Raw genomic sequence first — 14,270 nt, 5'->3', positions numbered from 1 at the left:
TTTGGAGAGCGAAGATCGCATTTGTGGCGATCGACCGATCGAAACCATCCCAACAGGTCAAAACGGAGTTGCCCGCATGGGGCTCGCGAACGCCGTCGAGAATGGCGAAGACACCACGGAACACAAGCATAGCGGCGGCTTTGCGGCGTTGACGCTTGGCTCTATCGGCGTCGTCTATGGCGATATCGGTACGAGCCCCCTCTATGCCTTTCGCGAAGCCGCCCATGCTGCCACCGATGGCGGCAAGAACGTCACTTCCGCCGCCGTGCTCGGTGTGATCTCGCTGATTTTGTGGGCGCTGATCATCATCGTCACGCTCAAATATGTGCTGCTGCTGCTGCGCGCCGACAACAAGGGCGAGGGCGGCACGCTCACGCTGATGGCGCTGGCCCAGCGCGCCCTCGGCCGTACCGGCGCGCCCATCGTGCTGCTCGGCATCGTCGGCGCCTCGATGTTCTACGGCGACGCGATGATCACCCCGGCCGTCTCGGTGTTGTCGGCGGTGGAAGGCCTCAAGCTGGTGGCGCCTGGTTTCGATGTCTTCGTGGTACCGCTGACGCTCGTTATCATCGTCGCCCTCTTCCTGGTGCAGAGCCATGGCACCGCCCGGGTCGGCGCCCTTTTCGGTCCGATCATGGCTGTATGGTTCACGCTGATCGGCGTCATCGGCTTCATCAATTTCCTGCAGCATCCCAGCATCATCGCGGCGATCAATCCCTTTTACGCCGCCGAATTCCTGCTCACTCACGGCCATATCGGGTTCGTCACGCTGGGAGCCGTGTTCCTGGCCGTCACCGGTGGTGAGGCGCTTTATGCCGATCTCGGCCATTTCGGGCGCAAGCCGATCCAGACAGCCTGGCTCAGCCTGGTTCTGCCGGCGCTGACTTTCAACTATCTCGGCCAGGGCGCGCTGGTGCTCAACGATTTCAGTGCGCTCGAGAACCCGTTCTATCGCCTGGTGCCGGCCTCGCCCTATTTCGTCGTGCCGCTGGTGATCCTGGCAACGATCGCCACCAGCATCGCCAGCCAGGCGGTGATCACCGGCACCTTTTCGTTGACCCGGCAGGCCGTTCAGCTCGGCCTGGTGCCCCGCGTGCGCATCTCGCATACGTCGGAACACCAGTCGGGCCAGATCTTCATCGCGCAGGTCAACGGCATCCTGCTCGCCGGCGTCGTGCTGCTCGTACTGGTGTTCGAAAGCTCCTCGCGCCTCGCCTCGGCCTATGGCATCGCCGTGACCACGACCATGGTGGTGGATGCCATTCTCGCCTTCGTGGTGATCTGGCGGGTCTGGCTGTGGAAGCCCTGGGCAGCGGCAGCGATCATCGTGCCCTTCCTGTGTATCGATTTGATTTTCCTCGGGGCCAATCTGCTCAAATTGTTCGAAGGAGCCTGGCTGCCCATCCTGATCGCCCTTGGGCTGATCACCCTGATGGTGACCTGGCGACGCGGTACCCGGCTGGTGATGGAGAAGACGCGGCGCACCGAAGTGCCGCTGATGACCATCGTCAAGAGCCTGGAGAAGGGCTCGGTTGCCCGTGTGCCGGGCACGGCTATCTTCTTGACCAGCGATCCCGACTATGCCCCGACCGCCATGCTGCACAGCCTCAAACACTATAAGGCGCTGCACGAGAAGGTGGCGATCCTGACCATCGAGACCACGGACGATCCGATCGTGCCGGGGGGCGGGCGGGTTTCGATCGAGGAGATCTCGGCTTCCTTCACCAAGATGAAGGTACAGTTCGGCTATATGGAAAGCCCGAACGTGCCCAAGGCCCTGGCGCTGTGCCGCAAGGCCGGCTGGTCCTTCGACATCATGTCCACCTCCTTCTTCCTGTCGCGCCGGCATTTGCGCGGCGGCAAGCATCCGAGCATGTGGCGCTGGCAGCGCCGGCTCTACATGATCCTCGCCCGCAATGCCGACGATGCCAGCGACTATTTCTCCATTCCGTCCAACCGGGTGGTGGAGATCGGTACGCAGGTGCTGATCTGAGAGCCTTCAGGGTCTGAAGGCAGGGCGATGCATCGCGCACGCGCTATTTTCCTGCCTTCACGAGGACGGTGTATTGCCTGAGCAGCCAAGAAGCAGATCTGCTATGCGGCGCTGCAGGTCCCCTATGCCGCAAAGCCGGGAAAGTGTAAGAGAGCGCGTTTGTTGCACTGCACAAACGGGGGATGGGCTTGCCTGACGAGGGCATTCGCGCTCTTGATCGTCACTCTACCCAACTCCGACATTATCCAACGGAGGCCCGTATGGGGCTTACGCATAGCGCCGACACCGGCGAGGAAGCCAGCAGCCGTGGCAATGGCTTCTGGGCGCTGACGCTCGGCTCGATCGGCGTCGTTTATGGCGATATCGGCACCAGCCCGCTCTATGCCTTCCGCGAGGCGCTGCATGCGGCGACCGAGGGCGGCAGGCTGATGAGCCAGGAAGCGGTGCTCGGCGTGATTTCACTGATCCTGTGGGCGCTCATCGTCATCGTCACGCTCAAATATGTGCTGCTGCTGCTCAGGGCCGACAATAAGGGCGAGGGCGGCACACTCACGCTGATGGCGCTGGCCCAGCGCGCGCTCGGGCGCTCCGGCACCGTACTCTTGCTGCTCGGCACCATCGGGGCGGCCATGTTCTATGGCGACGCCATCCTGACGCCCGCTGTGTCCGTGCTTTCGGCGGTGGAGGGCATGAAGCTGGTGACGCCGGCCTTCGATCCCTTTGTGGTGCCGATTACCGTGGCGATCATCGTGGGGCTGTTTGCGGTGCAAAGCCATGGCACCGCCCGTGTCGGCGCCTTCTTCGGGCCGATCATGGCGCTGTGGTTCGTGGTGATGGGCCTGGCGGGCCTATGGCACATCAAGGATGCGCCGGTGATCCTCGCAGCCTTCAATCCCTGGCATGCCGTGGAATTCATGCTCAGCCACGGCCATATCGGTTTCGTGGCGCTTGGTGCGGTGTTCCTGGCGGTCACCGGGGCCGAGGCGCTCTATGCCGATCTCGGCCATTTCGGCCGCAAGCCGATCCAGATGGCCTGGATGACGCTGGTGCTGCCCTCGCTGGCGCTGAACTATCTCGGCCAGGGCGCGCTGGTGCTGAGCAATCCATCTCCGGAAATTCTCGCCAACCCCTTCTACATGCTGGTGCCGCAGAACCCGCTCTTCCTGGTGCCGATGGTGGTTCTGGCGACGATCGCCACCATCATCGCGAGCCAGGCGGTGATCACCGGGGCCTATTCGTTGACGCGCCAGGCCATCCAACTCGGCCTCCTGCCGCGCATGAAGGTGGCGCATACCTCCGAGCACCAGTCGGGCCAGATCTATATCGCCCAGGTCAACGGCATCCTGCTGGTCGGTGTGCTGATCCTGGTGCTGGCCTTCGAGAGTTCCTCGCGCCTGGCGTCGGCCTATGGCATCGCCGTGACGACGACCATGGTGGTGACGGCGATGATGGCCTTCCTGGTAATCTGGAAGGTCTGGCGCTGGTCGGCCTTGGCCGCGGCCCTGGTGATCGCGCCCTTCCTGTTGATCGATCTCGTCTTCCTCTCCGCCAATCTGCTCAAGGTGCATGATGGCGGCTGGGTGCCGCTGATGATCGCGGCGGCCCTGATGATCCTGATGATCACCTGGCGGCGCGGCACCCGGCTGGTGCTGGAGAAGACACGGCGCACCGAGGTGCCGCTGATGACCATCGTCAAGAGCCTGGAGAAGGGCTCGGTCGCCCGCGTGCCGGGTACGGCGATCTTCCTGACCAGCGATCCCGACTACGCCCCCACTGCGCTCCTGCACAGCCTCAAGCACTACAAGGCCCTGCATGAGAAGGTGGCGATCCTCACCATCCAGACCGTGGAGGAACCGGTGGTTGCGGGTGGCGGCCGCATCACCCTCGAAGAGATCTCGGCCTCCTTCACCAAGATGCATGTGCAGTTCGGCTATATGGAAAGCCCGAATGTGCCCAAGGCGTTGGCGCTCAGCCGCAGGGCCGGCTGGTCCTTCGACATCATGGATACCTCCTTCTTCCTGTCGCGCCGGCATTTGCGCGGCGGGGCGCAGCCGTTGATGTGGCGCTGGCAGCGCAGGCTCTACATGATCCTTGCCCGCAACGCCGACGATGCCAGTGACTATTTCTCCATCCCCTCCAACCGAGTGGTGGAGATCGGCACGCAGGTTCTGATCTGAGAGAAATGGAGCGCGGACTCCACAGCGACATGCGAGCATTTCGCGATGTCCGCGCTCCGACAAGAAGTCAGGCCGGTGTCGACAGTTTCATCATGGTCAGGCCGGTGACGATCAGGGCAGCGGCGACGATGCGCATGGCGTTGGCCTGTTCGCCGAGCACGAGCACGCCGACGATGAAGGCGCCGACGGCGCCGATACCGGTCCAGATCGTATAGGCGGTGCCGAGTGGCAGGCTGCGCATCGAGATCGACAGCAGGCCGAAGCTGATGGCCATTGTGACGAAGGTGATCACGGTCGGCACCAGCTTCGAAAAGCCTTCCGACTGTTTCATGTAGAAGGCCCACACCACTTCGAAGATGCCGGCGATAACAAGATAGACCCAGGCCATCAGGCCCTCCTCTTAAAAGGGCCCGGGCCGTCCCGGACATCAAACCCATCATGGGGGAGGGCGTGGCCTCCTCGGTCGCAGTGTTCAAGCCTGCGAATGGGCGGCATTGTGCCGGACTCCGTCCCAAAATCAAGGGGCGGGCCGGCATGTCAGGACTGCGTCCCGGGCAGGCGGCGTCGCCTCCGCTCAGCCCAGCATGGCTTCGAGATCGAGTGTCGCCGTCGTGCCGATGGCATCGAAATGTCGGGTGAGGAAGCTCTTCCCCGCCCTGCGGCCCTGGTCGCGCAGAAAGATCAGGAAATCCCATTCGGTGTTGAGCTTGGAGGTGGCATTCAGCCCTTCCTTCGGGCTCAGCGCGACGCGATGCAGGCGGATGTCGCCGAAACGGTCGGCGCCCCGGGCACGGCGCTGCATCATGGCGATGGCACGCAATTCGCCGACGAGGGAGGCGTTGAAGGTGATCTCGTTGAGACGATTGGCGATGGCGCCGGCCGTCTGCGGCACCTCGCGCACCAGCACCGGGTTGATCTGCACCAGGATGGTGTCATCGGGCGTACCGTCGTCGAGCAGCGGGAACAGGGCCGGGTTGCCGAGATAGCCGCCATCCCAATAGGCCTGTCCGCCGATCTCGACGGCCTGGAAGATCTGGGGCAGGCAGGCCGAAGCCATCACCACATCGGCGTTCAGCTCGGCATTCTCGAAGATGCGGATATGACCGCTGCGCACATTGGTTGCGGAGACGAACAGCTTGATCGCCTCGCTCGCCTTGAGCTTGTCGAAGGAGATCAACTCGGCGATGAAATCGCGCAGCGGATTGAGATTGAGCGGATTGGTGTCATAGGGGCTGAACAGCCGGCTCCAATTCTCGAACAGGGCCATGCCGGGCGAATCTTCCAGCGACCAGCCGGCCATGAAGCGCTCCAGCAGTGGGCGACGCAGCGGCGACAGCCGGCCCTTGCGGCTGATCTCGCGCCAGAAGGTCTCGAGTTGCTGGCGGGCGCCCGGCGCCCCGCCTTCGAGATAGCCTTCGGCGAAGACAACCGCATTCATGGCCCCGGCGCTGGTGCCGGTGATGGCCTTGATCTCGAGGCGGCCGTCCTCGAGCAACGCATCGAGCACGCCCCAGGTGAAGGCACCATGGGCTCCCCCGCCCTGCAGCGCCAGATTGACGGGTTTGGCGGCGGAGGTCTTGGGAGGCTGGCTCATGCCGCGGTCCAGCCGCCGTCCATCGACAGGTTGGCGCCAGTGATGCTCGCCGCGGCATCCGAGCACAGATAGACGGCAAGGGAGGCGACCTGGTCGATGGTGACGAATTCCTTGGTCGGCTGGCCTCCCAGCATCACGTCGTTCTTGACCTGTTCGGCCGTCATGTTGCGCGCCTTCATGGTGTCGGGGATCTGCGCCTCGACCAGCGGCGTCCAGACATAGCCGGGCGAGATGGCGTTGACGGTGATCTTCTGCTGCGCCACCTCCAGCGCCACCGTCTTGGTCAGGCCGGCAATGCCGTGCTTGGCAGCGACATAGGCCGATTTGAAGGGGGAGGCGACCAGTGAATGGGCCGAGGCGGTGTTGATGATGCGGCCCCAACCCTTCTTCTTCATGCCCGGCAAGGCGGCCTTGATGGCGTAGAAGGAGGCGAGCAGGTTGAGGCGGATGATCGCCTCCCATTTGTCGTCGGGGAATTCGTCGATCGGCGAGACGAACTGGATGCCGGCATTGTTGACCAGGATGTCGACCGCGCCGAAGGCGGCCTCGGCCGCGCCGACCAGCCCTTTCACCGCGGCCGGTTCCATCAGATTGGCCGGCGAGAACAGGGCCTTGACGCCGAACTCGGCCTCGATGCCAGCCCGGGTCTTCTCGATCTCGGCGGCGTCGCCCAGCCCGTTGAGCATGACGTTGGCGCCTTCGCGCGCCAGGGCGCGCGCGATGCCGAGGCCGATTCCCGACGTCGAGCCGGTGACGACGGCAGCTTTGTTCTTGAGCATGGGGTGAGTCCTTCACGAGGGCCGGGCAGGGAGCGGCAGCTGTGGGACTGCCGAATGAAAAAGCAAATCGCTTGAATATTGCATTGCATCACGGATCGGAAAAGTGGCGCTGGTGTGACACAGAATGTCGCTTGCGCGCATTCAAAATCCACGGGATGCAGATTTAATTGATTATATGTTCAATCAATAAAGTGCCCATATCATAGCGTTGCGGGATCGATGCAAATCGGCTTGGACGCGGGTGGGTAGCTTCGTGCCGTCGGTGTCATCCAGCGCCGTAAATTCACGGGACAAGCACTGTCTTTCGTGCTGAATTGCCATAGGGGAAGGCCTCCGTGGCAAGAGTTCGGTCCCCTTGGGGGCCGGGAGGGGTTAACAAAGACAAGACGAACTGGGTTAACCCAGATTCGGCCTTCGGTGTTTTCCGGGAGAAATGAAATGACGGGACTTGGTAGAATCATTGCGGGCGCCGCGCTGGCCATCGGCCTGGGCACTGGTGCTGCCTTCGCGGGCGATGCGGAAGCCTGCAAGACGGTGAAGTTCGCGGATGTGGGCTGGACCGACATCACCTCGACGACGGCTATCGCCTCCCGCATCCTCGAAGGCCTCGGCTATACCCCGACGACCACGGTCCTCAGCGTCCCCGTCACCTATGCTTCGATGAAGAGCAAGGATATCGACGTTTTCCTCGGCAATTGGCAGCCGAGCATGGAGAATGACCGCAAGGCCTATATCGCCGACAAATCGGTGGTCGAAACCGGTGCCAATCTGCCGGAAGGTGCCAAATACACGCTGGCGGTGCCGCAGGCGACCTATGACAAGGGCCTGAAGGATTTCGGCGACATCGCCAAGTTCAAGGAGCAGTTGCAGGGCAAGATCTACGGCATCGAGCCCGGCAATGATGGCAACCGGTTGGTGCAGAGCCTGATCGACGGCAACAAGAGCGGCCTGAAGGAGTTCCAGCTCGTCGAGTCCTCCGAACAGGGCATGCTCGCCCAAGTCCAGGGCTCCATCGCTCGCGGCGAGGACATCGTCTTCCTCGGCTGGGCGCCGCATCCGATGAACGTCAATTTCAAGATCCAGTATCTGACCGGCGGCGACGAGACCTTCGGCCCGAATTTCGGGGCAGCCAAGGTCTATACCAATGAGCGGGCGGGCTGGGCCGAGGAATGTCCCAACGCCGGCAAGTTCGTCTCCAACCTTAAATTCAACGTCGATCTCGAGAACAAGGTGATGCAGATGATCACCGGTGACGGCATGGAAGGTAAGGCTGCTGCCGAGAAATACCTCAAGGCCAATCCGGGTGTGCTCGATGCCTGGCTTGCCGGCGTGACCACCCTCGACGGCCAGCCCGGCATCGATGCCGTAAAGAAGAGCCTCGGCCTCTGAGGCCGGCCATCCCTTCCGACTTAAATCTGAGTGAAAGCCCGGCGGGGAATGCCCCGCCGGATCGCCGAGCCGAGCCGACGCAAGATCGGCCTTCGACAAAACCATGCTTTCTATGGGGCAATGGCGTTTTGCGATTTGGCGGCCTGGCCGGGAACCGCATAGACGCGCCCGAACAGGGGGGGTGGAGCAAAAGTGCGGTTCTGTTTGAACGCGCTTTGGCCTGGAGCGTTTTGCGTTTTGGCGGTTATGCCAAGAATCGTAAAGACGCGTCGAACCAAAGAGTTAGAGCAGGCAGGCGTTTCCGTCTAAACGCGCTTTGCTCTAGCAATGATGACGCAGGGGGCGGCCGGAACCTGTCGTGGTCGGGCCACGGCGGAGCCCGATGTCCCAGGGCATAGCGCGGGGGAAAGAATGTTCGATTGGGTGACTGATACGAAGCTGCCATTCGGCAAGTTCATGCAGCTCGTCATCGAGTTTCTGCAGAAATACTGCACGACCTGGCTGTTCGATCCGCTTCGTATCGGGATTGAAAAGACGGTCAGCGGCACATCCGTGCTCCTGACATATCCGCCGCCCATCGTCATTATCCTCCTCGTCCTCGCCTTTGCTTGGTGGCGGCACCGTTCCTGGGGCCTGTGCCTGTTCGTCTTCCTGGGCTGCCTGTTCATCTGGAACCAGGGCTATTGGGCCAACACGATGAAGACGGTCTCGCTGGTGCTGTGGTCGGCCGCCATCGCCATGGCCATCGGCATTCCCCTCGGCGTAATGGCGGCGCACCGGCCCAGGCTCTACGCCGTGCTGCATCCCATCCTCGACATGATGCAGACCCTGCCTACCCTGGTCTACCTCATCCCGATGGTCGCCCTGTTCCGCCTCGGCTTTGCTCCGGGCCTTATCGCGACGCTGATCTTCGCCCTGCCGGCGCCGGTGCGCCTGACCTATCTCGGCATCACCTCCACGCCGACAGCGCTCAAGGAGGCCGGCGAATCCTTCGGTTCCACCAAGAGCCAGCTCTTGTGGAAGGTGGAGCTACCGCATGCCATGCCCACCATCATGGCCGGCGTCACCCAATGCATCATGCTCAGCCTGTCGATGGTCGTCATTGCCGGCCTGGTCGGCGCCGAAGGCCTCGGGGTGGACGTCGTGCGCGCCATGGGCCAGTTCAACATTCCGCGCGGCTTCGAAGCGGGGGCCTGCATCGTTATCCTGGCGATCGTGCTGGATCGCCTGTGCCGTACGAAGGGAGCGCACTGATGAGCGTCGCCGTCGATTTCAAGAATGTCGATATCATCTTCGGATCGCGCCAGGCCGAAGCGATAAAGCTGCTCGATGCCGGCTCGACCCGGGCGGAGATCCTGGAGAAGACTGGTTCGGTGCTGGGCTGCGCCGATGGCAACCTCACCGTGCAGGAAGGCGAGATAAGCGTGCTGATGGGCCTGTCGGGCTCCGGCAAATCGACCCTGATGCGTGCGGTCAACGGCCTCAACAAGGTCACGCGCGGCAAGGTCCTGGTAAAATCCGACGACAAGATGGTCGACGTGGTCAGCTGCAACGAGCAGACCCTGCGCCATGTCCGCCAGCATTCCGTCGCCATGGTGTTCCAGCAGTTCGGCCTCCTGCCCTGGCGCACCGTGGCGGAGAATGTCGGCTTCGGCCTGGAGCTTGCCGGCGTGCCCGAGGCCGAGCGCAAGGCCAAGGTCGACAAGCAGTTGGAACTGGTCCATCTCAAGCAATGGGAGAAGAAGTTCGCCCATGAGCTGTCCGGCGGCATGCAGCAGCGCGTGGGCCTTGCCCGCGCCTTCGCCACCGAGGCGCCGATCCTTTTGATGGACGAGCCCTTCTCCGCGCTCGACCCCCTGATCCGCACCAAGCTGCAGGATGAATTGCTGCAGTTGCAGAAGGAGCTGAAGAAGACCATCATCTTCGTCAGTCACGATCTCGAGGAGGCGCTCAAGATCGGCAACACCATCACCATCCTGGAAAGCGGGCGCATCGTGCAGTCGGGGCCGCCCGAGGATATCGTGCTGCGTCCGGCCAACGAGTATGTCCAGGAATTCATCGCCAATGTGAATCCGCTCAGCGTGCTCACCGCCTGGCACGTGATGCAGGACGCCCGCGATCTTCATCGCGGTGAAGATGGCTGGATCTGGCTCGACACCCGTCAGACCACGCGTTTCCGTCTCGATGACGGCGGCCACGTCGTGGAAGCCGAGCGTGACGGTGTGCATGGCGCCTGGGTGCATTGCTCCGAATGCGAAAAGCCGGTGCCCGAAGAAGAGCGTCCCTGCTATTGGGCCAGCCCCGGCACCTCGCTCAAGACAGTGATGCTGGCGATGCACAAGGCGAACACGGCCCCTGTCGCTCTGTTCGACGACGAGAACCGCTTCGTCGGTGCCATCGGCGTCAAGGACGTGCTGCAGGCCGTGCTCCGGCGCCAGGACGCCTGAAACAAGAAGGTACCCCCGGAGCGCGGGTGTCACGGCGGCATGCTTGCATGTGAAGGCGCCTATCGTACTCATTTGTCTGATTTATAAAGATAAAGGCACTGGCTTTTGTCATGCCCGGGCCTGACCCGGGCATCCAGTTCTCGACCGGGTCCGGATTGCAGGGTCAAGCCCGGCAATCATAAAGCTCGCGCTTAATCGAGTGGAACGACACCAAATACGTCCTCGCATGCTGCGATGTCCGCGCCTGCGTATTACCGGTTCGAATTGGGTGTTTTGCAATCCTCTCCCGCCCGCATTGATCCATTAAGGCTTTGCCGCGATACTGGGCGCTCTGCCAATGCAGGCGCGCGAATGCTCCAGGTGGTCATTAAAATGCCCCCTTGAGGTGGATGTGTCGCCGCCGCTGAAGCCGAAAGAGGAACTGATGGGTATTACGAATCGCGCAATCGCCACCACGCTCGTGGTCGGCCTGGCCCTCGGACTCGCGGCAGGCGTTGCGCGTGCCAATCCCATGGCGAACCCCACCATCGTCGTCGATGCCGCCAGCGGCAGGGTGCTGCAGCAGCAGGATGCGACCAGGCCCTGGTATCCGGCCTCCCTCACCAAGCTGATGACGGCCTACACCGTATTCAGGGCCATCAAGGCAGGACGCGTCGACTTGGGCACGCCGATCGCGATCTCGCCACTCGCCGCCAGGCAGGCGCCCTCCAAGATGGGCTATCCGGTCGGCACGATGGTTACCATCGACGATGCCCTCAAGATGCTGGTTGTGCATTCGGCCAATGACATCGCCGTGGCCCTGGCCGAGGGCGTGTCCGGTTCGGTGGATGCCTTCGCCGCCGAGATGAACGCCAATTCGCGGGCGCTGGGTATGGCCCAGAGCCAGTGGGTCAATCCCAACGGCCTGCCCGATCCGCGCCAGATTACCTCGGCACGCGACATGGCGGTGATGGCGGATGCCATCATCACGCAATTCCCGCAATATGCCTCGCTGTTCCAGATCCAGACCATCCAGTCCGGCAACCGGGTCATGCGCACCCACAATGCCTTGGTCTACCGCTATCCCGGTACCGATGGCATGAAGACGGGCTTCATCTGCGCGGCCGGCTTCAATGTGGTGGCGACGGCCACCCGCAACGGTCGCAAGCTGATCACGGTCGTCATGGGGGCGCCTACACCGAAGGTACGTACCAACCAGGCCGTGGCGCTGTTTGAGGCCAATTACACCAATTCGGGTGGCGGCTTCTTCAGCAAGGCGCCGCTCGCCACCCAGCTTCCGGCCTCGGCCTATCCAGGTCCGGCCGATATTCGTGAGATCGCCTGCTCGCCCAGGAAGGGCGGTCCGGGTGCGGCGGAGAGCGCCGATACGGCCGAGGTGCTGCCCGGCAGCCCCGGAGCGCCTGCACCCGCGCCTGAGCCCAGTCCGTTGCTGGCGAGCTGGGTGACGGCGCCGCCGATTGCGGTCGGTCCCTATCTCGGGCCCCGGCGCCCGGTCTACAGCCTGCCCAACACGCCCATTCTCGCCGATCTGCCGCCCAAGCCTGCGAAAGAACTGCCGGCGAAAGGCAAGCCGGCAACCAAGCTCGCCGGCAAGAAGGGCGTGACGGCTGCCGGTTACGCTGATCCCGGCAAGCCCTTGGCGGTGCCCGATCAGCTCACCGACCCCAAGCTCAACAAGGGGCGCAAGAACCTGAAGAAGGCGGCCGAGAGCAAGCCGAAGACGCCGCCCAAACCGCCCAAGCGCAAGGTGCATCACGAGGGGTAGGGGCAGCTTCTGGATAGCCGGTCAAGATCGGCTATGACAAACCGGAGCGTTTTCTGCCTGGGCAGGCCGCATTGGGGTGAGACCGCTCTTGCTTTCGGTCCGGTCCACCTTAGAGGTTGACCGCGACCCGCATTGGCGGGAGCCTCCGCTGGATCGCCTCGCAATGTCGAACAATACCATCCTGACCGGATTGAGCCTCGGGCTGCTGGCGGCCCTGTGCTATGGCGCCAACGTGCCCTATGCCAAGCTCGCTGCGGAAGCCGGCGCCAGTGGGCCGACGGTGGTGTTCTACCGGGCTTTTCTGCTTGTGGCGCTGCTCGGCGGTCTGGGCCTTGCCCAGGGTGGCACGCTGGCCGTTGCCCGGCCGTGGCGCCTGCCGGTCTTCGGCTTGGGCATCGCCACCAGTTTCGTCGGCCTTTGTTACATTTCCTCGGTCGCCTTCATCCCGGTGGGGATTGCCACCATCCTCTATTACACCTACCCGCTGCTCATCCTGGTCATCAGCCCGCTGGTGGACGGCGAGCGATTGACGCTGGCGCGCCTCGCCATCTTCGCCCTTGCCTTCGTCGGTCTCGTGATCGCGCTCGGCGCCGATTTCGGCGCGCTGGATTGGCGGGGCGTGGCGCTGGCCCTGATTGCGGCGGCAGCCGCCGCCCTGCAGTTCTTCTGCGCCGCGCGGGCAACGCGCGGCGTCAATCCCGCAGTTGCCGGATTCTGGACGCAGCTGATCCTGATTCCGGTCGCGTTGGCGGCCTGTCTCGCCAGCGGCAGGCTCGCCTCGCCGGCCGTGCTATTGGAAGCGGGAGTACCGGTCGGCCTGCATATCGGCCTGTTCGTCCTGGCCTTCCTGTGCCATTTGACGGCGGCCCGGTTGACGCCGCCGGCCGCGCTGGGCCTGGTGTTTTGCGCGGAGCCCGTCGCCTCGATCCTGCTGGCGACACAGGTGCTCGACGAGCATCTGACGGCCCGGCAGGTCAGCGGCGGCACGCTGGTGCTCATCGCCGTGGTGGCGTCGGTACTGATGGAAAGCCGCAGAAAGGTCGTATCGGCATGACGCCGCCCCGCATCCCCGCCTTCGTGCTCACGGGTTTTCTCGGCGCCGGCAAGACGACGCTGCTCAATCGCCTTTTGAAGGATCCTGCCTTGGCCGACACGGCCGTGGTGATCAACGAATATGGCGAGGCCGGCCTCGACCACCTGCTGGTCGAGAAATCGGGCGATGGCGTGGTGCTGCTATCCTCGGGCTGCCTGTGCTGCAGCCTGCGCGGCGATCTCCTCGACACGCTGGCAGATCTCGCGGCGCGGCGCGCATCGGGCGAGTTGCCGCCTTTCGCCCGCGTGGTGATCGAGACGACCGGCCTCGCCCACCCCACTCCCGTGCTGCAGACCTTGATGGCGCCGCAACTGGCGGCGGCGGGCTATGTCCTCGCCGGCGTCATCGCGGTCGCCGATGCCTTGAGGGGAGAAGCGCTGCTCGACGAGCATGCCGAGGCCGTCGCCCAACTCGCCGTGGCGGACCGCATCCTGGTCAGCAAGACCGACCTTGCCGGCGACGTCGCGACCTTCACGGGAAGGCTGCAGGCTCTCAATCCGCGTGCTGCCATCAGCCTCATGCCGGATGCCGAAGCTGCTGCTGCACTGCTCGAGGTGCCCTTTCCAAGCGTGGGATCTGCCGTCGTCACGCGCCCCTTCTTTTCAGCCCACGACGCTTCAATCGCTTCCTTCACGCTGGAGACCGACAAGACCCTGACGCCTGGCCGCTTCATTGCCTTCATCGATGAATTGCGTGAACGTTTCGGCGAAGGCCTGTTGCGCTTCAAGGCACTGGTGAGGCTTGCCGACGATCCCGAGCGGCCGGTGGTCCTGCATGGCGTCCAGCATTGGTTCGCGCCGCCGGAACGTCTCGATGCCTGGCCGAGCCCTGACTGGCGCACCCGTATCGTGGTGATCGGCCGTGATCTCGACCGGCGCGGCATCGAGGATCTGTTCGCGGCCTTTTGCGACGAGCCACGCCTGGATGCTCCCGACCGCGCAGCCCTGACCGATAATCCCCTGGCTTTCTGAACGCGGGAAAAGAGGCGGGGACCCTAGAGCAAAGCGCGTTTAGCCGGAAACGCTTGTTGCTC

The 14,270-nt window shown here is 63.4% G+C and carries 11 protein-coding genes; 8 read left to right on the top strand and 3 right to left on the bottom strand.

Annotation, left to right across the window (positions count from 1 at the left end; all coding sequences use genetic code 11):
- Positions 1–76: 76 nt before the first annotated feature.
- Together ACZYTC_RS17660 and ACZYTC_RS17655 are read left to right on the top strand one after the other, a co-directional pair.
- A complete protein-coding gene (locus ACZYTC_RS17660; RefSeq protein ID WP_488990200.1) occupies positions 77–1,993 on the top strand; it encodes a potassium transporter Kup in 1,917 nt (638 codons plus the stop codon).
- A 260-nt stretch (positions 1,994–2,253) separates the two neighbouring features.
- Positions 2,254–4,170, top strand: a complete 1,917-nt coding sequence (locus ACZYTC_RS17655) for a potassium transporter Kup (RefSeq protein ID WP_434959191.1) — start codon at positions 2,254–2,256, stop codon at positions 4,168–4,170.
- 67 nt (positions 4,171–4,237) lie between these two features.
- On the opposite strand, the gene sugE is transcribed toward ACZYTC_RS17655, so the two are convergent.
- The 3 genes from sugE to ACZYTC_RS17640 all read right to left on the bottom strand — a co-directional run bounded on the left by sugE (position 4,238) and on the right by ACZYTC_RS17640 (position 6,543).
- Positions 4,238–4,558 (bottom strand): quaternary ammonium compound efflux SMR transporter SugE, encoded by a 321-nt coding sequence (sugE, locus tag ACZYTC_RS17650; protein WP_434959192.1) that lies wholly within the window; start codon positions 4,556–4,558, stop codon positions 4,238–4,240.
- A gap of 186 nt (positions 4,559–4,744) precedes the next feature.
- Positions 4,745–5,764 (bottom strand): patatin-like phospholipase family protein, encoded by a 1,020-nt coding sequence (locus ACZYTC_RS17645; protein ID WP_488990199.1) that lies wholly within the window; start codon positions 5,762–5,764, stop codon positions 4,745–4,747.
- Positions 5,761–6,543 carry a 3-hydroxybutyrate dehydrogenase gene (locus ACZYTC_RS17640; RefSeq protein ID WP_441774306.1) on the bottom strand — a complete coding sequence of 261 codons (783 nt, stop codon included), beginning with the start codon at positions 6,541–6,543 and terminating at the stop codon, positions 5,761–5,763. Before ACZYTC_RS17640 ends, ACZYTC_RS17645 begins: the two co-directional genes overlap by 4 nt.
- A 438-nt stretch (positions 6,544–6,981) precedes the next feature.
- On the opposite strand from ACZYTC_RS17640, the gene ACZYTC_RS17635 reads away from it, so the two are divergent.
- The 6 genes from ACZYTC_RS17635 (at position 6,982) to ACZYTC_RS17610 (ending at position 14,208) form a co-directional block, all read left to right on the top strand.
- On the top strand, positions 6,982–7,932 hold the full coding sequence (locus tag ACZYTC_RS17635) for a choline ABC transporter substrate-binding protein (protein ID WP_434959195.1): 951 nt from the start codon (positions 6,982–6,984) through the stop codon (positions 7,930–7,932).
- Between the two features lie 423 nt (positions 7,933–8,355).
- Positions 8,356–9,186: a choline ABC transporter permease subunit gene (gene choW, locus ACZYTC_RS17630; RefSeq protein ID WP_441774305.1), complete on the top strand. Its 831-nt coding sequence runs from the start codon at positions 8,356–8,358 to the stop codon at positions 9,184–9,186.
- Entirely contained in the window at positions 9,186–10,379 is a 1,194-nt protein-coding gene (choV, locus tag ACZYTC_RS17625; protein WP_434959197.1) for a choline ABC transporter ATP-binding protein, read from the top strand. Before choW ends, choV begins: the two co-directional genes overlap by 1 nt.
- A 424-nt stretch (positions 10,380–10,803) precedes the next feature.
- A complete protein-coding gene (locus tag ACZYTC_RS17620) occupies positions 10,804–12,144 on the top strand; it encodes a D-alanyl-D-alanine carboxypeptidase family protein (protein WP_434959198.1) in 1,341 nt (446 codons plus the stop codon).
- 163 nt (positions 12,145–12,307) lie between these two features.
- Positions 12,308–13,198, top strand: a complete 891-nt coding sequence (locus ACZYTC_RS17615) for a DMT family transporter (protein WP_488990198.1) — start codon at positions 12,308–12,310, stop codon at positions 13,196–13,198.
- The gene (locus ACZYTC_RS17610; protein WP_434959200.1) at positions 13,195–14,208 is read left to right on the top strand and encodes a CobW family GTP-binding protein; all 1,014 of its coding nucleotides are present in this window, start codon (positions 13,195–13,197) and stop codon (positions 14,206–14,208) included. Before ACZYTC_RS17615 ends, ACZYTC_RS17610 begins: the two co-directional genes overlap by 4 nt.
- Positions 14,209–14,270 lie beyond the last annotated feature (62 nt).

The organism is Labrys sp. F242, assembly GCF_057813875.1.
This window is presented reverse-complemented; position numbering and strand designations above follow the sequence as displayed.